Here is a 21,363-nt window from a genome sequence, read left to right as displayed (position 1 = left end):
GGCCGGTAGGTTGCGCAGCGTGTCTCGTCCGACCGCGCCGGCGACCGTGCCCGAGTCGGTGCTGCGCGGCTCGATCGTGGAGCGGCTGTTCGCCCGCGCTGACGACGAGCGTCCCCTGTTCACCCACCAGGATCACCTTCGCGGCGTGGAGCACACGCTGACGTGGGCCGAGTTCGCCGCCCGGGTCCGGGTGGTGGCGGGGCAGCTGCGCCGGGTGGCCGCGCCGGGGGAGCGCGTCGCCGTTCTCGCGGGTCAGGAACTCGCTTATCCGCTCGCGTTCTTCGGCGCGCTGGCCGCCGGTCTGGTCGCCGTTCCGCTGATGGCGCCCTCGAACGCCGCGCAGGCCGGCCGCCTCGACGGCGTCCTCGCCGACTGCGGCGCGCGGGTGTGGCTGACGTCGTCGGCCGCGGCGGCGGCGCTGCCCGCGCACGAGCACGTCGTGGTGGTCGACGAGCTCACCGGGCCCGGCGCCGATCCGGTGCCGGTGGCGCCGGAGAGCCCGGCCTACCTGCAGTACACGTCGGGATCGACGCGCGAGCCGGCCGGCGCCGTGATCCCGCACCGCGCGATCGTCGCCGCCTGCTGGCAAGGCAGCCACGCGTACGCCGTCGACGAGGGAACCACCTGCGCCGGCTGGATCCCGTTCTTCCACGACATGGGCCTGATCCAGCTGCTGTGCCTGCCGGTCTTCGCCGGCGCGCGGTCGGTGTTCATGGCCCCGGCCGAGTTCGTGCACCGGCCGGGGAGGTGGCTGCGGCAGCTCGCGGGCTATCCCGCGGTGTTCACCGCCGCGCCGAACTTCGCCTACGACCTCGCCGCGGACGCCGACGCCGGAGAAGACCTCGACCTGTCGGACGTGCGGATCGCGCTGAACGGCAGCGAACCCGTCCGGCCGCGCACGATCGAGCGCTTCCAGGAGGTCTTCGGGCCACGCGGGTTCCGGCGTGCGGCGCACCGGCCGTCGTACGGACTCGCCGAAGCCACCGTGTACGTCACGAGCGCGGGGCCGGAAGGGCCGCGTGGCGCGGTGTTCGACCGGGAAACCCTGGCGCAGGGCCGGGCCGTCGAAACCGACGGCGGGCAGGAACTCGTTTCGGTCGGCCGTCCGGTCGGGCAGCTCGTCCGGATCGTCCAGGACGGACGGGAGCAACCCGAAGGCGAGGTCGGCGAGATCTGGGTGCGCGGCCCGAACGTCGCGGACGGCTACTGGGGCCGCGGCGACGCCACCGCGTTCGGCGCCGCGCTCGACGGCGCCGGCGGCTGGCTGCGCACCGGCGACCTCGGCGTCGTGCACCGCGGCGACCTGTACGTCACCGGACGGCTCAAGGACCTCATCGTCATCGACGGCCGCAACTTCCACCCGCAGGACATCGAGGCGGTGGCCGGGGAAGCGCACCCCGCGATCCGCCGCGACCGCGTCGCCGCGTTCGGCGTCTCCGACGACGACGGCGAGGGCGCGGTGGTGGTGGCCGAGTGGACGCGCGGTGCCGATGGCGGTGCCGGCGTCGATGTCCGGGAGGTGACCCGGGCGGTGCTGCGCGCGGTGTCCCGCGAACACGGCCTCACGCTGCGTACGGTACGTCTGGTCCCTTCCGGTGGCCTTCCGCGCACATCGAGCGGCAAGGTCGCCCGGTCGGCCGCGAAGGCACGTTATGGTGGCGACCGTGGGTGATCACCGCGCCGAGGTCACGAAGGTCGTCTGCGACACCTTCCGGCTCGACCCGGCTCTCGTCGAGCCCGACGCACCCCTGGAGGAGCTGGGCATCGACTCGAAGGGCCGGATCAAGCTGCTGGCGGCACTGGAGATCTACTACGGCGTGACGATCGACCTGGACCGGCTCGACCGGTTCACCGATGTGGGGTCCGTGGCCGGCGTGCTCGCGGAGGCCCTGGAAAACGGCCGGGAAAACGGCGGAGCCGAGGAGAGGCGCTGAAATGAGCGGCGGGGGGTACACCGCGACGACCGAGGCGTTGTCGGCGGCGTCCAAGACCATCGGTGACCTGGCGGAACACTTGCTGGACGACAACCCGGACCTGCAGACGCCGCAGGTGACGGCGGAGAAGTTCGGGCGGGCGCACGGCACGCACGCGGAGAAGTACACCGCGGGCGCACAGGCGTTGTGGGCCGCGGTTTCCGGCTACAGCAGCACGCTCGGCTCGTTCGGCACGAACCTCGGCACCGCCGGGACGAGCTACGGCAGCAACGAAGACAACCAGGCCGGCGCGATCACGAACGCCGGAGCGTTCTGATGGCGGACAAGAAGAAGTGGTCCGACGTCAAGGCGGTGCTGGACGATCCGAGCGTCCCGGCCGGGCAGAAGAACGCGCTGATCAGCAGCTGGCTGCGCGAAAACCCGCCACCGCCGCCGTTCCTGGCCGACCAGGAGCCGGACGACATCAAGCAGAAGCGCGAAGAGGCGGGCAAGTACGCCCACGCCTACGGTGCGAACCCGCTCTTCGCCGGGTCGTCGGTCGAGGACGCGTACGACAAGGCGAAGAAGAGCGGCGACCAGGCGAGCTACAACGAGGACCAGGAAAAGAAGGCCGTCGACGAGGGCAAGACGAAGCTCGACGCGACCCAGCCGCCCGCGGCCGACAGCAGCACCGGGACCAAGACCTCCGACGAGATCTTCGACGCCGCCGCGCCCGCGCTCAAGTTGTTCGAGACGTTCGGGTCGCTGCTGGCGAAGATCCCGGACGACTGCCGCGGCAACACCCGCGCGCTCGACCTCGACAACGACATCCGCAAGCCGTTCGACGAGCAGCGCGGGATCAGCTTCGCCGACTTCGTCGCGGACGCCGGGCACTTCAAGCGCGGTGCGGAGACGGTGGAGCAGACGGAAAAGGACGCCGGTGCCCAGCTGGGCACCCTCTTCCGGTCCTGGAGCGGCGCGGGTGCGGACGCCGCGTCCGACAACTACAGCGAGAAGATCCAGCCGAAGTCGGCGAAGCTGTCCCAGACGCTTTCGAACGCGAGCGAGGCGACCCTGAACACCGTCACGACGGTGTTCCAGCTGTGCAAGGGCAAGGCCGACGCCGTCATCGGGATGTACACCGACCTGGTCGGCAAGGCCGACTACACGATGGCGCAGAAGGTCATCGCGGTCGCCAACGGCGAGCACGGCAACGAGAAGGACCTGGCCCAGATCGCGGGCTGGATGGACCTCAACTTCGGCACGAACCTGGTCAAGACGCTCAACGACCAGGGCTGCTGCGACGGCGACGAGATCAAGAAGCACGGCCAGGACCTGGCCAAGCAGTGGGTGCAGAACCAGTTCAACCCCGACATGTGGGACCGGCTGTACCAGGGTTTCGTGAAAACCTGCAAGGACACGAAGGACCTGGTCGATCAGGCTTACGACGCGCTCGACAAGGTCATGGGCGGGATCCGCAACGAGTTCGAGAGCGCTTCCCCGCCGGGTGGGGCGGGAACCGGTGGTCCCGACACGACCGGCGGCTCCGGCGGCGGTCCGGGCGGGTCGGGCGGCTCCGGCTCGAGTGGCGGTTCCGGCGGGTCGGGCTCGAGTGGTGGATCCGGCGGTGGTTCCGGTTCGGGTGGTTCCGGTTCGGGTGGCTCGGGCGGGGGCGGTGGCCAGGTGCCGCCGATCCCCGACACGAGTTCGGGATCCGGTGCGCCGGGCGGGGGCTCGGGATCCGGTGGCGGCTCGGCGACGGACCTGCCGAGCAGCACGGGCGATGGCTCCGGTGAGGGTTCCGGCGGTGGTTCGGGAAGCGGCTCCGGGTCGGGTGGCGGCGGTTCGGTGCCGCCGATCCCGGAGGGGTCCACAGCTTCCGGGGGCAGCTCCGGGGGCGGTGGTTCCGGCGCACCGTCCGGCCAGGACGACGGAGCAGCCGCGGCGGCGGCTGAGGCGGCGAAGCAGAAGGCCGCGGACGCGTTGAAGGAGTTCAGCGGCCCCGGCATCCAGACCGAGTCCGGCGCCGGCGGCTCGGGCTCGGGCTCGGGCTCGGGCGCGGGTTCCGACGGCACGGCACCGTCTTCGGTGACGCCGCCCTCCGGTGACGGCCAGGACGCCGCGGCCGCCGAAGCTGCGAAGAAGAAGGCTGCGGATGCGTTGAAGGAGTTCAGCGGTCCGGGGATCGACACGGAGTCGGGTGCGGGTGCCGGTGGTCCGGGTGGCGGCGACGCGGGTGCGGGCTCGGGGGACGACGGCAAGGCCGCGGCCGAGCAGGCCGCCGAAGCGGCGAAGAAGAAGGCTGCGGATGCGTTGAAGGAGTTCAGCGGTCCGGGGATCGACACGGAGTCGGGTGCCGGTGCCGGCGGTCTCGGTGGCGGTTCCGGTTCGGGTGGCGGCGGCGCAGACCCGGGCTCGGGGGCCGACGGCAAGACCGCGGATCCGTCGAAGGAGTTCGGCGGTCCGGGCATCGAGACGGAGTCCGGCGACGGCGCCGGCGGCTCGGGCGGCGGTGAACCCGGCACCGATGGCGAGAAACCGGGCGAGGACGCCGATCACGACGGCAAGCCCGACAGCCTGCTCGGCGACGACGGCAAAGATGACGGCAAGGACAAGGGCGACGACGATCCGGACGTCCTCAAGGTCAAGCAGGGCGACAAGTCCTTCGAGATGACCGAGCCGGATCACGACGGCAAGATGGACATCAAGGTCGACGACGGAGCCGGGCACCCGAAGGACTTCAAACTCGACTGGTCCGACGAGGCCAAGCCCGGCGATGGTCCACAAGGGACGGACGCCGACCCCTACCGCCCCGGCCCGGACGGCAAGATCCACATCCGGGACGGCGAGCTCGAAATCACCGCCGAGCGGCCCGACGGCCCGGATGGTCCGACCGTCGTCACCGTCGAAGACGGCAAGGGCAACCCCACGACCTACACCCTCGGCGAGGAGCACAAACCCTCGGACGCGCTCGGGGACACCCCGGAAAAGAAGCTCGACGACCTGCCCACCCACCGAGGCACGCTCGAGGACCTCAAGCCGCACGACACCGGCGACCCGGCCGCGCACGCCGGCGGCGGCTCCGGCGACCCGGGCTCGCACGGTGGCGGCGACGGCTCGCACCACGGCGGCGCGGGCGGCCCGTCGGTGGCCGGGATCGGTGGCGGCTCGCACGGCGGGGCCGGCTTCTCGGGTGCGGGCTTCGACCCGGGTGGCGCCGGGCTGGGGGAGACGCCGATGTCGGGCGGCGCCCACACCGGTGCCGGGGCCGACCGACCACAACCCGCCGCCGCCTTCGCGCCCGCCGGCGCGTCCGGTCCGGCCGGCCAGGGGATGTCCGGGATGCCCGCTATGGGGGCCATGGGCGGCGGCCAGGGCGGCGGGGGCGGCGACACCGAACGCCGCGCCGCCTACCGGATCGAAGGCGCCGTCTTCGACAACCTCGGCGAGCCAGGACGGCGGATCCTCGGCTCCCTCGACGACGACGAAGACCCGCCGTCCGGCCGGACCTGGTAGGAGGACGCATGACCGACATCGCCGGGATGAAGGCCGAGCTCGACGGCCTCGTCCGCGAACAGGCCGATCGCCGTGCCCTGCGCGAACAGCAGGGCGAGGAGATCAAGGCGCGGTCGCACGAGCACATGACCAAGCAGGTTCAGGCGGCCGAGCGGTACGTCCAGCACGTCCGCGAGATGGCGCAGCGCAAGACGAAGGCGGGCTGGAGCACCGAGCGCACGCACGCCGAGCCGGCCTCCGCCTTCGCCGCGGAGGAGTACCCCGGTCCGGGCGGGTTCGCGCCGGCGGCGGGACCCGCGGGGCCCGTGCGGGACGAGCCCCGCGGCGCCCGCCGTCCCCGCGCCGCCGTCGAAGAGGACGAGGACTTCAACAACCCTTGGTGAACGGCCACCAGAGGTCGACGGCGATCTCGCGCAGCCGGACCGGGTACGTCTCCGCCGGGGCCAGGAGCTGCCGCAGCTCCGCCTCGAACTCCGCGAGGCGGTCGCCGAACAGGTGCGGCGCCGAACTCGAGAGCGAGAAGACGCCGGCGACCACCTCGTCGGCGGTCCGGGTGACCACCCGGCCCGGGACCGTGAACCGCCGCGGGCCGTGGAAGCCCGCGGCGCGGTAGATCTCCGCCTCGCCGCCGGGGGTGCCGGCCGGCAGCGAACCGCGGCCCGCGCGCCGCACCGGGCCGAGGTACCCGCGCACCAGCTCCGCGATCGCCGGGTGCGCGTCCTCGTGCGTCGACGCGTGCACGTGGGCGCAGACCCCGTCCGGGGTCAGCATGCCGTGCACCGCCGCGGCGACCCGGGGCCGGTCGAACCAGTGGAACGACTGGGCGAAGGTGATCAGCCGGAACCGGCCCAGCCCGGCCGGCAGTTCCTCCGCGCGCCGGTGCACCCACCGGCAGTTCCCGATCCCGGCGTCCGCCGCCGACCGGCCGGCGGCGGCGAGCATGTCCGCGTCCGCGTCGAGCCCCACCGCCTTCTCGAACGACCCGGCCAGCAGAAGCGTCAGCGATCCGGGTCCGCAGCCGACGTCGAGCAGCCGCCCCGTCCCGTCCAGTCCCAGCTCGGCGGCGAAGGCCGCGGCGAGGTCCGGGGGATACGCGACGCGGCCCCGCGCGTAGTACTCCGCACTGCCCGAATAGAGGGACGGATCCCATTCCCACGCGTCGGTCACGCTCCCAGCGTAGATACTCGGGCGTCATGGGCGACTCCGCGAACTGGTGGCGCGACGCCGTGGTCTACGAGGTCTGCGTACGCAGCTTCGCCGACGCGGACGGCGACGGCACCGGGGATCTCGCCGGTCTCCGCTCCCGCCTCGGCTACCTCGCGGAGCTGGGCGTCGACGCCGTGTGGACCACCCCGTGGTACCGCTCGCCGATGGTGGACGGCGGGTACGACGTCGAGGACCACCGGTCCGTCGACCCGCTGTTCGGCACCGACGCCGACGCCGACGCCGTCGCGCTGGTCACCGAGGCGCACCGGCTCGGGTTGCGCGTCCTGGTCGACGTCGTGCCGAACCACACCTCCGACCGGCACCGGTGGTTCCGGCACGTGACGCGGTTCGGGCGCGACGACGCCGGCGAGCTCGACCTGGCGCTCGGGACGCGGCGGGCCCGCGCCGCGCTCCTGCTGATGCTCGCCCTCCCCGGCGGCGCTTACCTGTACCAGGGCGAAGAACTCGGCTTGGCGGAGGTCGAGGACCTGCCCGAGGCCGTGCTCGCCGACCCGACGTGGGAACGATCCGGGCACACCCGGCGCGGCCGAGACGGCTGCCGCGTGCCGCTGCCCGCGCTGGGCGACGGCACGATGACCTGGTCGCCCGCGCCGGCGGGCGTGCTGTCGTTCACGCGCGAGCCCGGCTTCGGCTGCGTGGTGAACCTGGCGGCCGGGTCGTGCGAGCTGCCCGGCGACGCGCGGGTGCTGCTGGCGAGCGGGCCGCTCGGCGGCGGCCGCCTGCCGCCGGACACCGCGGTATGGCTCGCCGGGAGTTGAACAGACCCCCGCGAAAGAGTTCGGTGGAGCGTGGGAAACACAGCGTGTGAAACCCGGCGCGACGGGGTATCCGGTCGCGTTCGTTTCGCCGCCGAATGAGCCGGAGGTCTTCCGATGCCCGTGCGCACCGCCACCCCGTCCGCCGCCCCGCCCTCCCACGATGTCGTCGGCGTGGCCCTGGAAGTCCTGGTGGCGCAGGGACTGAGCCGTCCGGCCGCGCACGCGGCCCTGGTGTCGATGGCGAAGGAGAGAGGCGTGCCGGTGACGCGCTGCGCGGCGCTGGTCGTGGCCGCCGTCGACGGGAGGATCGGCTGATGGCGATCACCGGAGGGTTTTCCGGGGCCGGGAACGAGGATACCGCCTCGGTCGGCGGCGGCGTGCTGCTCGCCGTCGGGCTGGTCGTCGCCTTTTTCGGCTGGTGGTCGTGGTGGACCGTGGCGGGCCTCGCCGTGGCCGCCGCGGGTTCGCTGTGGCTCACCACAGCGAACCGGGACGAGTAACCCGTCCCGGACGGGGAATGCCTCTTCCACCCGATCATCGAGCGAGGAGGAGGCTCTCCATGGCGGAGAACGACGAGGACGTCATCGCGTTGCTGGAGCGGCAGCACCGGGAGATCCGTGCGCTGTTCGCGGCGCTGGAGACCGCGGAAGGCGACCGGCGGCCGGAGCTGTTCCACGACCTCGTGCGGTTGCTGGCGGTGCACGAGACGGCGGAGGAACTGGTCGTGCACCCGGAGATCCGGGACCTGGAGCCCGCGGCGAAGCCCGTCGTCGAGGCCCGGCTGGGCGAGGAGCACCGGGCCAAGGAACTGCTGACCACCCTGCAGACGATGGGGCCGGAGGCCGACGGGTTCGACACCCTGCTCGTCCAGCTGCGGGAAGACGTGCTTGCCCACGCCGAGCACGAGGAACGGGAGGAGTTCCCGCTGCTGCGGGCGCACCGCCCGCCGGAGCGGCTGCGGGCGATGGCTGCGACCGCCAAGCTGGCCGAAGCGGTGGGGCCGACCCGCCCGCACCCCGGTGCGGAGAGCGCGAAGGCGAACCTGCTGCTGGGCCCGCCGGCCGCGATCATGGACCGGGCGCGCGACCTCATCCGCGGCGCGCTGGGAGGCTGAGCGGGATGACCGAACCCGAGGACGAGGGCACCGATCCGGAGGAGTTCGCGGAGGAGGCGGGCACGGACCCGACCCCGCAGGAGGTCGCCGAATACGAGGAGCTGGCGAAGAAGAACCCGCCCTGGTCGTCGCCGGACTGAGTGGGTACTCCCTCCCCATGGCAGATGCCCCGGCCCGCAAACTGCGGCGCTACCGAGAGATGCGCGACTTCGACCGCACCGCGGAGCCGGCCGGCGGGGCCGCGGCCGGCGCGGACGGCCACCGGTTCGTGGTGCAGCGGCACCGGGCGCGCCGGTTGCACTACGACTTCCGGCTCGAGCTCGACGGCGTGCTGGTCAGCTGGGCGGTGCCGAAGGGTCCCACGCTGGACCCGAAGGCCCGCCGGCTGGCCGTGCACGTCGAAGATCACCCGATCGAGTACGCCGGTTTCGAGGGCGTCATCCCGCGCGGCGAGTACGGCGGCGGTGACGTCATCGTCTGGGACCGCGGGGTGTGGCGGCCCGTCGAGGCCGATCCGGTGCGCGCGATCGAGGCCGGGACCCTGCACTTCGACCTCGAAGGCGAGAAGCTGGCCGGCCGGTTCGTCCTGGTCCGCACCCGACGGGGCGACGGCGGGGACAAGGACCAGTGGTTCTTGCTGCACAAGCAGGACGAACACGCCCAGGCCGGCTGGGACGCCGAGGACCACCCGCGTTCGGTGAAGAGCGGCCGCACCAACGACGAGGTCGCGGCCGCCCCCGAAGCCCTGTGGCACGGCGACCGTCCGGCCGCGGAAGCGGAGGAACCGGTCGGCGGCCGGCAGGCGGCCACCGCCGACGAACTGGCGGCCCTCGACGCGCTGGGTGCCAAGGGCCGGTGGTCGGTGGCGGGCCGCGAGCTGGCGCTGACCAACCTGGACAAGGTGCTCTTCCCGGCGGCCGCCGACGGCGAGCCCGCCACCAAACGGGACCTCATCCGGTACTACGTCACGGTCGGGCCGGTGATGCTGCCGTACCTGGCCGGCCGCCCGCTCAACACCCACCGGTTCCCGCAGGGCGTCACCGAGGCGGGCTTCTGGCAGAAGGAGGTCCCGCAGCACGCACCGGACTGGCTGACCACCTGGCGCAACGAACATGCCCGGCCGGGGGAGAGCCGGCGGTACGTCGTGACCGACAGCGTCGCGACCTTGGCGTGGCTGGCGAACTACGGCGCGCTGGAGCTGCACGCCTGGACCTCCCGCGCCGCCGACGTCGACCACCCGACGTGGGTGCTGTTCGACATCGACCCGGGCCCGGAGACCACGTTCGAGCAGGTGCTGGAGCTGGCGCGGCTGCACCGCACCGCGCTCGAGCACCTCGGGCTGACCGGCCGGCCCAAGGTGACCGGGCAGCGCGGCATCCAGGTGTGGGTGCCGATCGCGCCGCACTGCACCTTCGAGCAGACACGCACGTGGGCGGAGACGGTGTCCAAGACGATCGGCCGGGTGCTGCCCGACCTGGTCAGCTGGGCCTGGACGAAGGACAAGCGCCGCGGCCGGGCGCGGCTCGACTACACGCAGAACGTGCTCAACAAGACCCTCGTCGCGCCCTACAGCGTCCGGCCCCGGCCCGGTGCGCCGGTTTCGGTGCCGCTGGAGTGGGACGAGCTGGACGACCCGGAGCTCGCGCCCGGCCGGTGGACGATCCGGGACGTCCCGGGCCGCTTGGCCGAGCACGGCGACCCGTTCTCGGTGCTGCGCGGCCTCGAACAGAAGCTGCCCGGCCTGTAGCCGGCACCGCCCGCGGGTCGGCAGCGGCCGCGAGCGTCATCCGGTAGGCAGCGAACCGCCGACGTGCCGGCCGGTAGCCCTCAGGCGTGGACGGTTTCCAGCTGCCGGGGCTGCAGCCGGTCGAGTTCCGCGCGGGACAGGCGCGGGCGGCCGCCCGCGTGCTCGGTCGTCGCGGCGGCGGCCGCGACGGCCAGGCTCGCCGCCGTCTCCAGCGGCCGTCGGCGGGTCAGCGCCGCGGTCAGGGTGGCGACGAGCGCGTCACCGGCGCCGGTGGGGTCGACGACGTCGGTCTCGACGTGCGGCACGAACCAGGTGCCTTCCGCACTGGCGAAGAGGTTCCCCTGCCCACCCACCCCGAGGACGACCAGGGAGGGTCCGCGCCGCCGGAGATCCGCGGCGGCGCGGACGGCCGAAGCGACGTCGTCCACCGGCTGCCCGGTGAGGAGCTCGGCTTCGTGGCTGTCGGCGCGCACGACGTCGGAGAGGGCCAGCAGGTCCGGGGTGAGCGCGTCGTCCTGCGGTGCCCCGTCCAGCACGACCCGGGTGCCCGCCGTGTGCGCGAGCCGGGCCGCCAACAGGGCCGCCGGGGCGGGCTGCTGCAGCTGCACGATGAGGGAGGCGGCCGCCGAAATCGGGGCGGACGCGGCGAAGACGTCGGTTTCGGTGAGCAGCGTCGGGTCCGGGACGTGCTCGAGGTAGCGGCGGCGGCCGTGCTCGTCGACGACGTCGACGAGCAGCGCCGTCTCGGTGTCCGCGCGGCGGATCACGTGCGAGGTCCCGATCCGGTCGGCGCGCGCCTGGGCGAGCAGGGCGTCCCCGGTGCGGTCACGGCCGACGACGCCGATCAGCGACACCGACACGCCGAGCTGGCTCAGCGCCACGGCCTGGTTCGCGCCCTTGCCGCCGAGCAGCTCCTGCCGGTGCCGGACCGGCGCCGACGAGCCCGCGTCCGGCGCCTCCGGGACCTCGATCACCAGGTCGCGGGCGATTTGCCCGGCGACGACGACTTCGCTGAACATCATCGGGACCACCGGTGGGTCATTGCGCCTCCTCGGATCATCGATCGGCTACCCCGGACGCGCCGCCGGGTAAACCGCTCGTTCGGGTCGGGTGGTTGCCGGGCGCCGTCGTGGGTAGCCCTGCCGCCATGAGCGACGACGGGAAGGTGGCCGAGCTGCGCCGGCTGGCCGCGGAGCGGTTCGGCTGGGCCGAGCTGTCCGCCGAGCAGGTCGAGGCGATGAGCGCGGCGTGGGACGGCCGGGACGTGCTGGTGGTGCTGCCCACCGGGGCCGGCAAATCGGCGATCTACCAGGTGCCCGCGCTGGTGCTGCCCGGTCCGACGGTGATCGTGTCACCGCTGCTGGCGCTGCAGCGCGACCAGATCGAAGGCTTGGACGCCGCGGCCGTCCCGGACGCCGTGGCGCTCGACTCGCGGCAGTCGGCGGGCGACCGGGACCGCGTGTGGGACGCGATCCGGGGCGGCACGGCGGAGTACATCTTCCTGTCGCCGGAGCAGCTCGCGAAGGACGAGGTCGTCGCCGGGCTGGCCGAGGCGGGGGTCTCGCTGTTCGTCGTCGACGAGGCGCACTGCGTTTCGGCGTGGGGCCACGACTTCCGGCCCGACTACCTGCGTCTCGCCCCGGTCGCCGAACGGCTCGGGCGGCCACCGGTCGTCGCCCTCACGGCCACCGCGGCCGCGCCGGTCCGCGACGACATCACGGCGGCGCTGGGCCTGCGGGACCCGGTGCGGGTGATCGCGAGCTTCGACCGGCCGAACCTGCACCTGGCGGTCGCGCGGTTCACCGAAGACGCCGCGAAGCGCGCCGCGGTGGTGGACCGCGTCGCCGCGATGCCCGGCAGCGGGCTGCTCTACACCGCGAGCCGCCGGGAGACCGAGGAGTACGCCGAGGCGCTGACGGCCCGCGGGGTCCGCGCCTTCGCCTACCACGGCGGGATGAAGGCCGCCGACCGCGACGCGGTGCACGAGCGGTTCGCCGCGGGGGAGACCGACGTCGTGGTGGCGACCTCGGCGTTCGGCATGGGCATCGACCAGCCCGACGTGCGGTTCGTGGTGCACGCGTCCGTCCCGGACTCGATCGACACCTACTACCAGCAGATCGGCCGTGCGGGCCGCGACGGCGAACCCGCCGGGGTGCTGCTCTGCTACCGGCCGGAAGACCTGGCGCGGCAACGGTTCCTGACCCGGTCGGCGCCACCGGAGGAGGAGCTCCGGGCGGTCGTCTCGGCGCTGCGGACGGGACCGCTGGACCGGGACGGCCTCGCCGAGGCCGTCCCCGGTCCGCCCGCGCGGCGGACCCGCGCCCTCGGCCTGCTCGAACGGTGCGGCGACGTGCTGACCGGGCCGGACGGCCGGTTCGCGCTCAGCGGCGGCGGCACCGGCGATGACGCTGGCGGTGACGACGACGCCGTCGTCGGGCGGGCGCTCGCAGCGGCTGAGCGGGCGGCCGAGCTCGTCCGCTCACGGGTGGAGATGCTGCGCGCCTATGCGGAGACCACCGGCTGCCGGCGCCGTTACCTGCTCGGGTACTTCGGCGAGGAACTCGCGACGCCGTGCGGTCACTGCGACACCTGCGAGGCCGGTGCCGCGGCCGCCGACCCGCCGCCCGCGGCGGAATTCCGCGCGGAGAGCGTGGTGCGGCACGCCGAGTGGGGCCGCGGCGTCGTGATGACCGTCGAGGCGGACAAACTCACCGTCCTCTTCGACGACGTCGGTTACCGGACGTTGTCGCTGCCGGTCGTGCGGGAGCAGGACCTCCTCGAGCGCTGCTGAGGGCAACCGGGTGAGCCGGTTCCGCCGGTTGGCCGTGCCGGGTCGCCGCTGCGCGTGGCCGGGCCCACAAACCGGCGCGCCGACGGAGGCAGACCACCGCGTTTTGGGGTAAATCAAGGGAACCAAAGACCGGTGGAGGTTCGGTGACCGAAACACTGATGAACGCGGCGGACCGCTGGAGACCGCTGACCGAATTGCTGCACGCCCTGCTCGAGCGGATCGCCGGCGAGCTGCCCGGCTGCCTCGGCACCGGCCTGACCGTCAGCCGCGGCGAGCGGCCGCTGCGGGTGCTGGCCGCGACGGGCGTCGCCGAGCACCTGCTGCCCGCTCAGCTGGCGCACGGCGGCCCGGTCGCCGTCGCGGACGCCACCGGTGAGCCGGTCACCACGGACCGCCTCTTCGGCGACGCACGCTGGCCGGCGTTGACGCGCGAGACCGTGTTCGACGGCGGTCCGGCGGCCGCGGCGATCCGCGGTGCCGTCGCACTGCCCGGGTTCTGGGACGACGACGGGGCCTTCGTGCTGTCGGCCACGCTCGACCGGCCGCCCGCCGCCGGCACCTTGGCTGTCCTGGAGCGGTACGCGAAGCTCACCGAAATGACTCTCGTGGTCGCCGAGACCGCCACCGCGGGCGACCCCGACCAGATGCTCGACCTGCTGGCTTCCCGCGCTGCCATCGAGCAGGCGAAGGGCGCGATCATGGCGGCCCGGCGGTGCCCGCCGGAGGAGGCCTGGCAGACGCTGCGCCGCGCCAGCCAGGAGTTCAACGTCAAGGTCCGCGAGCTGGCCGTCGCCCTCGTCGAGTACCTCGGTGGCCACGCGGCGGCCCAGCCGGAGGGCACCCGGGAGATCCGGCCCGGCGCCCCGGCACGCCACGCCGCGGAACGGCTCTGGTCGGCGTTCACGCCCGGCTCGCCGTGACGAAAAGCGTTTCCCGATCGGGTGGTTGGGTATCAAGACTCCGTCCTTGATCACGTCACTGGATCACGTCACTGCGTCGCCGGCCCCGAGCCGGCGCGGAAGGCCTGCCGAACCCGTGTCCCCCACCTTTCCGGTCCCCACCCGGTCCGCGCCCCTCACGGCGCGCCGGACGGCGTACCGCCCCGGTTTCCTGGTGCTGACCTTCGCCGGCGAAATCGATGCGCTGACCCTGCCGATCCTCGAGCGCGAGCTGGGCGCGGCGCCACCGGGAACGACCGTGGTGGACCTCACGCAGGTGGCCTTCGTCGGTCTGGCCGGCGCCCGCGCGCTCGCGGCCGCGGCGGAACGGGCCGGTGCGGAGCGACGGCGGTTCGGGGTGGTGGCGAACAGCCGGACCCTCGCGCGCCTGTTCCGGATCACCGGGCTGGCCGCGGTCGTCCCGATGTTCGCGTCACTGTCCGACGCCCTGCGGGAACTGTCTTCGGCCGAGGTGCACGACACCGCCTGCTGACGGCCGCCCGCCCGCTCAGCGGGGGAGCCTGCGGGCGATCAGCACGCCCGCGTCCTGCCGGAACGCGCCGCCGCCGTGCGCAAGGACGGCGCGGGTGAGCCGGCGGGCGATCTCCGGGGGCAGCTCGCCGGCGTCGCGGCCGAGGTGCGCGGCGATCCGGGCGCGGCCGAACGGCTCTCCGGCCCCGTCCGTGGTCTCGGCGACGCCCCGGGAGTGCAGTGCGAGCAGGTCGCCGGGTTCGAGCCGGACCTCCGTGACCGGGGGCGGCGCGCCGGCCGCGGCGAACTGCGGGACGGCGGGCCCGGTCGTGGGAACGGCTGCGCCGCGGCGGACGACCAGCGGCTCAGGATGCCCGGCGTTCACCCAGCGCAGGACGCCGGTGGCCAGGTCCAGCTCGGCGAGCACGCCACTCACGGCGGGGGCGTCCGGCAGGGCCGCCAGTTCCGCGGCGACCGCGGCGAACTGCTCGTCGAGGCAGGCACCGCCGTGGCGGACGGCGCGGTGGGCGGCGAGGGCGTGCACGACGGCGGTGGTCGCGCTGGCGGTGCGCACGCCGGAGTCGAACACCGCCAGCTGCGCCTGCTCCTCCGACAAGGCGTAGTCGAAGACGGTGCCGCAGAGGTCGTACGCCGGCTGGACGCTCAGGCCCACGACGACGCTTTCGGTGGCCGCGGTGAGCGGCGGCAGGCTCTGCCACAGCAGCTCGGCGGGGGAGCCGCGGTGACGGCGGCGGCGAAGGCGGTCCAGGCCGTCGCCGTACTGGGTGGTGACGGTGACGAGGTGCCCGAGCAGCGTGGCCAGCCACCGGCACTGCTCCCGCAGCACCGGGTCGTCCGGGTCGGCGTCGCCGGTCGGCACGATTTCCAGCACCCCGAGCCGTTCGACGCCGTCGAGCAGGACCGTCCACAAGGTACCTTCCCGCGTCACGGTGGTCCCGGCGCAGCGGAACACTTCGCCGCCGACGGTGGTCTCGATGTCGAGTTCCGCGGCGCCCGCCCGCACCGGCACGAGCGTCCGCTGGTCGTAGTCGGCCAGGTAGACGCCGATCTTCAGGTCGAGCGCGCGGCCCGCGTCGGCGACGACGGCCGGGAGCCGCTCGGGCGGGGCGCGGTGCGCGCCTTCGAGCAGGTCGACGAGCGCCCGGAGGGGCCCGTGCAACGGTTTCGCGTCCTCGATCGAGCGGCTGTAGGGCGCGTGGGCCGGCCCGGTCATCTCGTCGAGCCGTTCGTTGACGGCGTGGGCGAGCATGTCGCGGTCGATGCGGGGCAGCGTGACCAGCCCGTTGAGGTAGGCGTCCAGCTCGAGCAGGCTCAGGCTGCCGCCGAGCGCGAAGTACCGCATCCACAGCTGTTCCAGCGTCAGGTCGCTCCGGGCGAAGCAGGCGGCGAGCAGCCGTCGCTGGTCCTCCTCGGGCAGGGAACGCATCCGTCACCCTTCCCGAGGAGGACCGGCGACGGGGCCGACGAGGTGCGCGGCGGCCTCGGCCGTGCTGCCGCCGTGGGCGCCGGCCAGCGAGCGCAGGCGGTCGAACGCGGCGTCCTCACCGAGGCCGTCCCGGCCCATGAGGAAGCCCTTCGCCAGGGTGATCAGGTCACGGTCGCGCAGGGTGTCCTTGAACCGCTCGCTGAACCGGCCGGCCCGTTCGTAGGCGCGGGCGTTGGCGACCAGCACCGCGGCGCGGTCGGCGAACGTCACCAGTGTCCGTTCGTCGACGGGCCCGAAGGCTCTTGGAGCCGTCGCGTAGATCTTGATGGCGCCGTGACAGCCGTCTTCGGTGACCATCGGGGCGGTGACGACCGACCGCAGGCCCGAGCCGGCCACGGCGGCGCACCACCGGCTCCAGCGCCGTTCGCGGGCGACATCGTCGATCCGCTGCGGCGAACACCCGGCCAGCGCGGCCAGGCAGGGACCTTCGCCCAGCTCGTACTGCAGGGTGTCGGCCTCGCGCACCAACGGGCCCGACGCGCACGTCGTGTCGAAGCTGCCCTGGGTGTCGACGAGGGTCACCCCTACCCCCTCGGCGGCGGCGATCGTCGTCCCCGCCAGCGAAACGATCAGTTCCAGCACCGAATCCACGGTTTCCCGCGAGAGCAGCAATCCCGACATCCGGGCGGCGACCGTGGCCAGCTCGCCGTCCAGCGGCAGTTCGCCCGGCGTGGCCTGTTCCGACGACATGGCCGTTGATTACCAATCCGGGCTCACCGGTAAACGTGGTGCCGCCGCACCCCGTCGCCGGGAACTCGCTCGACGCCTCGCTTCCCCGGGAAAATATACAGGAAACCTGTACATCGAGCACTGAGCGTGTCAAGGTGCTCGGTGTCGGAAGAACCCGCTGGGAGGAGAACGTCATGCGCGCTGCACGCGCACGAATCGGGGCTGTTGCCACCGCGGCGGTCATCGTCGGCGGAGTCGTTTCGCCGTCGGCGGCGCAGGCCGACGTGGTGACGCGGGCGTACACGGGCACCTTGGCCGACGGCGCCGGCTGGGTGGCCGACGTGCCGGCCCCCTGGAACGGCACGCTCATCCTGTACAGCCACGGATACGGGCCGCTGGCCGCGAAGGACGCGCCCGACCCCGCCACCAAGCAGATCCTTCTCGGCGAGGGGTACGCCCTGGTCGGCTCGTCGTATTCGGGTCCGTCGCTGTGGGCACTGAAGTCGGCCGTCGACGACCAGTTCGGGGCGCTGCGCGCGATCGAGAAGACCGTCGGCCGAGCGCACCGCACCATCGCGTGGGGGACCTCGATGGGAGGGCTGGTGAGCGCGCTGGAATCCGAGGACGCGCACGGCCGGATCGACGGCACCCTGACCAGCTGTGGCCTGGTCGCGGGCGCGCTCAACCTCAACGACTACCAGCTCGACGGTGAGTACGCGGTGTCGCACCTGCTGGCGCCGAAGCCGATCAAGCTCGTCGAATTCCGGAACGACGGGGAGGCCGCCGAGACCGTCGACGCGCTCAACCGGGCCACCGCTGACGGCCAGCAGACCGCGCCGGGCCGAGCCCGGGTCGCCTTGGCTGCCGCCCTGGCCAACGTGCCCACCTGGTTCTCCGGTCCGGCCGCTCCGGCCCCGCACGACTTCGCGGCCCAGGAGGTGCAGCAGGAGCTCGCGCTCGTCGGCCCGGGTTGGGCCCGCTACGCGGGGGCCCGGCCGCAGATCGAGCTCGCCGCCGGCGGCAACAGCTCCGCCACCGCCGGGGTGGACTTCGCGACGGTGCTGCACCACAGCGTCCACGCCGACGAGGTACGCGCCCTCTACCGCGCGGCGGGCTTGGACCTGGACGCCGACCTGGCGAGCCTGACCCGCCACGCCGACATCCACGCCGACCCGAAGGCCATCGCCACCCTCGCCCGCACCTCGACGCCGTCCGGTCACCTGGCCGTGCCGGAGCTGAACATCCACACCACCGACGACCAGCTGGTGCCGGTCGAGCAGGAGAACTGGTTTGGCCGTCAGGTCGCCCGGGCCGGCAAAACCGCGCTGCTGCGCCAGGCCTACGTCCGCGGCACCGGCCATTGCGCCTTCCAGCCTGCCGAGACGATCGCGGCCCTGCACGCTCTGGAGCACCGCATCGGCACCGGCCGGTGGGACGAGGTCACGCAGCCGGCCGCGCTCAACGCGGCCGCGGCATCGCTGCACCTTCCCGGCAGCGACCAGGCGCGTTACGTGCCCTTCCGGGCACCGCTCCTGGCCGGCGGACTGGGCGAGCCGGGGCGTACGTCCTTTTAGAACGGGGCTGGAACGGGGAGCTGCTAGTGCGGGAGTGAGTTCGACAGCGCACCGCGGCAGGCGGTCACGTAGCGGCGCAGGTCGTCCGCCTCGTCCGCGCCCAGCGGGGACAGCATCCGCTCCTCCACGGCCGCCACGTCCGCCCGCACCCGATCGAGCAGCTCCCGGCCCGCCGCCGTGAGCCGCAGGACCCGGCGGCGGCGGTCGCCGGGATCCGGGTGCCGCAGGATGAGGCCGCGGCCCTCGAGCACGCCGACCATGTCCGCGGCGCTCTGATCGGTCACGAACGCGTTGCGGGCGAGCTCGGCCGTGCTCAGGTCCGACCGGCGCTCGAGGACCGTCAGCGCGGTGTACTGCAGCGGCGTGACGGACACCGGCCGCAGCGCCTCGTCCAGCCGCGCCCGCACGGCCAGCTCCAGTTGCTTGACCAGGTACAGCATGGACGGCAGTGCCTTGGCACGCGGGTCGTCGGAAGTGGCGGGTCCGGTCACCCGCTCATCTTCCCCGACGGCGGAACCGCCGGGAAAGCAGCCAGGAAACCGGTCCACCTGGCCGGGTCAGGTGAGACGCGCGAGCCAGTCGTCGGTGTCGCGGTGGCGACCGAGGCCGACGGCGTCGAATTCGTCGTGGTGGTGTCCCTTGTGGACGCCGAGGCGTCGGAGGGCCCGGGAGATCGGGCTGCCGTCGGCGGGAAACGGCTGGTTTTCGGCGAGGTGAAGGGGGCCGAGGACACCGTGTCCGCCGTCCCACACCTGGGCGTTCTGTGAGCCTGTGCCGCCGAAGTAGTCGGCTTCGAGGTAGGCGACGGGACCGGTCGTCGAACAGGCGGCCAGTGCGCGGTCGAACCCGGCGGGCATCTTCCAGAATCCGCGGGACTTGGGCCCGCCGGCGACGGTGACGGCGTCGAAGAGCGCGTCGGTCATCGGGAGCAGTGACAGGTGCTGTCCCAGTGGCACGATGTGTGCCTCCTCGATGGCGCCGACCAGGGTGCTCAGCACCGGCTGGGCGGCGACGACGGCTTGCAGGTCGTACCCCATGCCCTCAAGCCTTCGGTGTGTCGGGTGGTCGCGGCGGTGTCTCATGGGTCGTGCGCAGCCACTCACCCGGGGTGGCGTAGTCAGCGTCAGTGAGGCCATGGCGGGGGTCGACACGATGGAGCAGGGCTTCCCCACGATGGTGCGCGGACACCCAGGCCCGATCGGTCTCGGTGATCTCGTCGTCGATCCAGGCGAAGGCGCGCCCTGCTGCCCAGTCGACGAGGGCACGGGTCTTCCAGTGCAGCCCGTTGCGCTCCTCCGGCTCGTCGGTCCCGGATGGCTCCGGCCAGTCCACCACGGCCAACTGCGGCAGGCCGATCAGTGGCGCGATGCACTCGTTCGCGTCGGCCATCCAGGTCGTTGCCCAAGTCAGATCACCCGGTAGCGCTGCCAGCCGTCGTCCGTGATCGGGGTTGATGCGGGCCAGGAGCGGATTCGAGCCGGCCGCCGGCCGCTCCGGATCCAGCTGGTAGGCCGGATACTGCTGCGACGGAGCGCCGAAGGGGAGGAGCGGCCCGTCGACGTCGAGGAAGATCAACGGACGCTGTCCCGAACCGGTCACGGTTGCACGATAGGCGATTCCGTCGATCTCCGGGTAACGCGCAGCGTCGCCCAGACCACCTTGCCGCCGGCCCAGGACCGGCTGCAGCCCCAGACGCGGGCGGACTGCGCGACGAGCTTGATGCCGAGTCCGGGGTCTGTTGCCGTCCGCTGTTCGCGGAGCTGGGCCGGGCGCGGGTCTTCGTCGGCGACGGCGATCGTGCAGATCCCGCGGCGGAGGTCGATGCGGACCTCCGGGCGGGAGCTGGTGTGCTGCAGCGTGTTCTCCACCAGTTCCGTCACGATCACGAGCGCGTCGCCGAGGAGTTCCGGGATGGTCCACGCCTGGCACCGCTCGGTGACGAAGTCGCGGGCGAGCGCCGCGGTCGTGTCGGCGCGGGGGAACGCGCGGACCGCGCGCCGGCGTACCGGGTCGCCGAACCCGTGCTCGGCTTCGGCCGCATTGCCGTGCACCGGTGCGTACCGGGCCACCGGCGAACGGCGGAGGATCTCGGCCTGGTCCGGTCGCCGGGTGACCAGAGCGAACGGGATGCCCGGCCAATCGCCCAGCCGCATCGCCACGAGCGCGAAGACGCTGAGCTGCGCGTCGCCGGCGAAGCCGAGCTCGGAGACGTCGGCGATCAGGCCGTCCGGCGCTTCGGTGGCGGCCTTGAGCAGACCGTCGCGCACGGTGGGGTGGGTGCGCAGGTCGAGGGTGCCGGTCAGGGTGAGGACCGTCGAGCGGGCCCGCGGGATGAGTTTCATCCGGACTTCGGCCATGGCCCTCGCCTTCCATGACCGCACGACGCGGCCGCAGTTCCATGCCAGGGGAGTGGCTCGTCAGTCCAGACTAACCGTTCCGCGCCGGAAGGATGCCCGCGGCAGCCGTGCTTAGGGGCTCCTTGGCTGGGTATGCGTGGCCGCAGTGATGACCGCCGGACGAACCATCCGGTCCCCGACGGCGGCGGGCAAGGAGGGAAATACCATGTCAGCAGCCACCCACACGCACACGCGGACGCCCGTGCAGGTTGCCGCAGCTGTCGTCTCGGTCGTCTTCCTGCTGGTCGGCGTGCTGGGCTTCGTCCCGGGCGTCACCACGGACTACGACCAGCTCGGCTTCGCCGGCCACGACTCGATGGCGATGCTGCTGGGCGTGTTCATGGTCTCGGTCCTGCACAACATCGTGCACCTGCTGTTCGGGGTCGTCGGCCTCGCCGCCGCCCGCACCGCGCGCGGCGCCAAGTCGTACCTCGTCGCCGGTGGGGTGGTCTACCTGGTCCTCTGGCTGTACGGGCTGGTGATCGACCACGGCAGCGACGCGAACTTCGTGCCCGTCAACAACGCCGACAACTGGCTGCACCTGGTCCTGGGCGTCGGCATGATCGCCCTCGGCCTGCTCACCGGCCGCGCCGCCCGCGGTCCGGGGCTCCGCTAGGCACCACGCGCCACGTGGGTGATCAGGGGCGTCGGGGGGCGGGGGGGATTGGCGCCCCCCGCCCCCGTCCGGCCCCACCCCGAGGGCCCGGAGGGGCGGGGGGGGGGGGGGGTAGGGGGCCGGCGG

24 protein-coding genes are annotated in these 21,363 nt (G+C 73.2%); 16 read left to right on the top strand and 8 right to left on the bottom strand.

Going from position 1 to position 21,363, the window contains the following annotated elements:
• Positions 1-19 precede the first annotated feature (19 nt).
• Genes AB0F15_RS39675 through AB0F15_RS39655 form a run of 5 tightly spaced genes read left to right on the top strand, consistent with a single transcriptional unit; the run spans position 20 to position 5,812 of the window.
• Positions 20-1,672 carry a fatty acyl-AMP ligase gene (locus AB0F15_RS39675; protein WP_360282068.1) on the top strand — a complete coding sequence of 551 codons (1,653 nt, stop codon included), beginning with the start codon at positions 20-22 and terminating at the stop codon, positions 1,670-1,672.
• A complete protein-coding gene (locus tag AB0F15_RS39670) occupies positions 1,665-1,934 on the top strand; it encodes an acyl carrier protein (protein WP_360282066.1) in 270 nt (89 codons plus the stop codon). Before AB0F15_RS39675 ends, AB0F15_RS39670 begins: the two co-directional genes overlap by 8 nt.
• Position 1,935: 1 nt before the next feature.
• A complete protein-coding gene (locus tag AB0F15_RS39665; RefSeq protein WP_360282064.1) occupies positions 1,936-2,250 on the top strand; it encodes a hypothetical protein in 315 nt (104 codons plus the stop codon).
• A complete protein-coding gene (locus AB0F15_RS39660; protein ID WP_360282062.1) occupies positions 2,250-5,429 on the top strand; it encodes a WXG100 family type VII secretion target in 3,180 nt (1,059 codons plus the stop codon). Before AB0F15_RS39665 ends, AB0F15_RS39660 begins: the two co-directional genes overlap by 1 nt.
• 8 nt (positions 5,430-5,437) lie before the next feature.
• A complete protein-coding gene (locus AB0F15_RS39655) occupies positions 5,438-5,812 on the top strand; it encodes a hypothetical protein (RefSeq protein ID WP_360282060.1) in 375 nt (124 codons plus the stop codon).
• Here AB0F15_RS39655 and AB0F15_RS39650 read toward each other — a convergent pair.
• The gene (locus AB0F15_RS39650; RefSeq protein WP_360282058.1) at positions 5,796-6,596 is read right to left on the bottom strand and encodes a class I SAM-dependent methyltransferase; all 801 of its coding nucleotides are present in this window, start codon (positions 6,594-6,596) and stop codon (positions 5,796-5,798) included. The genes AB0F15_RS39655 and AB0F15_RS39650 overlap by 17 nt on opposite strands.
• Before the next feature lie 26 nt (positions 6,597-6,622).
• On the opposite strand from AB0F15_RS39650, the gene AB0F15_RS39645 reads away from it, so the two are divergent.
• The 6 genes from AB0F15_RS39645 to ligD all read left to right on the top strand — a co-directional run bounded on the left by AB0F15_RS39645 (position 6,623) and on the right by ligD (position 10,275).
• Positions 6,623-7,414: an alpha-amylase family glycosyl hydrolase gene (locus AB0F15_RS39645; RefSeq protein WP_360282056.1), complete on the top strand. Its 792-nt coding sequence runs from the start codon at positions 6,623-6,625 to the stop codon at positions 7,412-7,414.
• Between the two features lie 114 nt (positions 7,415-7,528).
• Positions 7,529-7,729 (top strand): hypothetical protein, encoded by a 201-nt coding sequence (locus tag AB0F15_RS39640; protein WP_360282054.1) that lies wholly within the window; start codon positions 7,529-7,531, stop codon positions 7,727-7,729.
• Positions 7,729-7,914 carry a hypothetical protein gene (locus tag AB0F15_RS39635; RefSeq protein WP_360282052.1) on the top strand — a complete coding sequence of 62 codons (186 nt, stop codon included), beginning with the start codon at positions 7,729-7,731 and terminating at the stop codon, positions 7,912-7,914. The genes AB0F15_RS39640 and AB0F15_RS39635 overlap by 1 nt, the downstream gene beginning before the upstream one ends.
• A gap of 59 nt (positions 7,915-7,973) precedes the next feature.
• Positions 7,974-8,528 carry a hemerythrin domain-containing protein gene (locus tag AB0F15_RS39630; protein WP_360282050.1) on the top strand — a complete coding sequence of 185 codons (555 nt, stop codon included), beginning with the start codon at positions 7,974-7,976 and terminating at the stop codon, positions 8,526-8,528.
• Between the two features lie 5 nt (positions 8,529-8,533).
• Positions 8,534-8,668, top strand: coding sequence for a hypothetical protein (locus tag AB0F15_RS39625; protein WP_360282048.1), 135 nt, complete (start codon positions 8,534-8,536; stop codon positions 8,666-8,668).
• A 17-nt stretch (positions 8,669-8,685) separates the two neighbouring features.
• Positions 8,686-10,275 (top strand): non-homologous end-joining DNA ligase, encoded by a 1,590-nt coding sequence (gene ligD / locus AB0F15_RS39620; RefSeq protein WP_360282046.1) that lies wholly within the window; start codon positions 8,686-8,688, stop codon positions 10,273-10,275.
• A gap of 80 nt (positions 10,276-10,355) precedes the next feature.
• Here ligD and AB0F15_RS39615 read toward each other — a convergent pair whose 3' ends face one another.
• Positions 10,356-11,297: a PfkB family carbohydrate kinase gene (locus AB0F15_RS39615; RefSeq protein WP_360282044.1), complete on the bottom strand. Its 942-nt coding sequence runs from the start codon at positions 11,295-11,297 to the stop codon at positions 10,356-10,358.
• 125 nt (positions 11,298-11,422) lie between these two features.
• Between AB0F15_RS39615 and AB0F15_RS39610 the strand changes: the two genes are divergently transcribed.
• From AB0F15_RS39610 to AB0F15_RS39600, 3 genes are all read left to right on the top strand, one after another.
• On the top strand, positions 11,423-13,066 hold the full coding sequence (locus AB0F15_RS39610) for a RecQ family ATP-dependent DNA helicase (RefSeq protein ID WP_360282042.1): 1,644 nt from the start codon (positions 11,423-11,425) through the stop codon (positions 13,064-13,066).
• A 143-nt stretch (positions 13,067-13,209) separates the two neighbouring features.
• Entirely contained in the window at positions 13,210-13,986 is a 777-nt protein-coding gene (locus AB0F15_RS39605) for an ANTAR domain-containing protein (protein ID WP_360282040.1), read from the top strand.
• 115 nt (positions 13,987-14,101) lie between these two features.
• The gene (locus tag AB0F15_RS39600) at positions 14,102-14,497 is read left to right on the top strand and encodes an STAS domain-containing protein (RefSeq protein WP_360282038.1); all 396 of its coding nucleotides are present in this window, start codon (positions 14,102-14,104) and stop codon (positions 14,495-14,497) included.
• Between the two features lie 15 nt (positions 14,498-14,512).
• On the opposite strand, the gene AB0F15_RS39595 is transcribed toward AB0F15_RS39600, so the two are convergent.
• A complete protein-coding gene (locus AB0F15_RS39595) occupies positions 14,513-15,922 on the bottom strand; it encodes a PP2C family protein-serine/threonine phosphatase (protein WP_360282036.1) in 1,410 nt (469 codons plus the stop codon).
• A 3-nt stretch (positions 15,923-15,925) separates the two neighbouring features.
• Positions 15,926-16,672, bottom strand: a complete 747-nt coding sequence (locus AB0F15_RS39590) for a GAF and ANTAR domain-containing protein (protein ID WP_360282034.1) — start codon at positions 16,670-16,672, stop codon at positions 15,926-15,928.
• A gap of 173 nt (positions 16,673-16,845) precedes the next feature.
• On the opposite strand from AB0F15_RS39590, the gene AB0F15_RS39585 reads away from it, so the two are divergent.
• Entirely contained in the window at positions 16,846-18,225 is a 1,380-nt protein-coding gene (locus tag AB0F15_RS39585; protein WP_360282032.1) for an alpha/beta hydrolase, read from the top strand.
• A 23-nt stretch (positions 18,226-18,248) separates the two neighbouring features.
• Here AB0F15_RS39585 and AB0F15_RS39580 read toward each other — a convergent pair whose 3' ends face one another.
• The 4 genes from AB0F15_RS39580 to AB0F15_RS39565 all read right to left on the bottom strand — a co-directional run bounded on the left by AB0F15_RS39580 (position 18,249) and on the right by AB0F15_RS39565 (position 20,582).
• Positions 18,249-18,716, bottom strand: coding sequence for a MarR family transcriptional regulator (locus AB0F15_RS39580; RefSeq protein ID WP_360282030.1), 468 nt, complete (start codon positions 18,714-18,716; stop codon positions 18,249-18,251).
• 66 nt (positions 18,717-18,782) lie between these two features.
• The gene (locus tag AB0F15_RS39575; RefSeq protein ID WP_360282028.1) at positions 18,783-19,262 is read right to left on the bottom strand and encodes a hypothetical protein; all 480 of its coding nucleotides are present in this window, start codon (positions 19,260-19,262) and stop codon (positions 18,783-18,785) included.
• A 4-nt stretch (positions 19,263-19,266) separates the two neighbouring features.
• Complete coding sequence (locus AB0F15_RS39570; RefSeq protein WP_360282026.1) at positions 19,267-19,824, bottom strand: HAD domain-containing protein; 558 nt, start codon at positions 19,822-19,824, stop codon at positions 19,267-19,269.
• Positions 19,821-20,582 (bottom strand): ATP-binding protein, encoded by a 762-nt coding sequence (locus tag AB0F15_RS39565; protein ID WP_360282024.1) that lies wholly within the window; start codon positions 20,580-20,582, stop codon positions 19,821-19,823. Before AB0F15_RS39565 ends, AB0F15_RS39570 begins: the two co-directional genes overlap by 4 nt.
• A gap of 205 nt (positions 20,583-20,787) precedes the next feature.
• On the opposite strand from AB0F15_RS39565, the gene AB0F15_RS39560 reads away from it, so the two are divergent.
• Positions 20,788-21,237, top strand: a complete 450-nt coding sequence (locus AB0F15_RS39560) for a DUF4383 domain-containing protein (RefSeq protein WP_360282022.1) — start codon at positions 20,788-20,790, stop codon at positions 21,235-21,237.
• Positions 21,238-21,363 lie beyond the last annotated feature (126 nt).

Origin of the sequence: Amycolatopsis sp. NPDC026612, assembly GCF_040638285.1 — a bacterium.
Taxonomy (GTDB): domain Bacteria; phylum Actinomycetota; class Actinomycetes; order Mycobacteriales; family Pseudonocardiaceae; genus Amycolatopsis.
The sequence above is the reverse complement of the archived record's forward strand: the minus strand, read 5'-3'. Positions and strand labels throughout refer to the sequence as shown.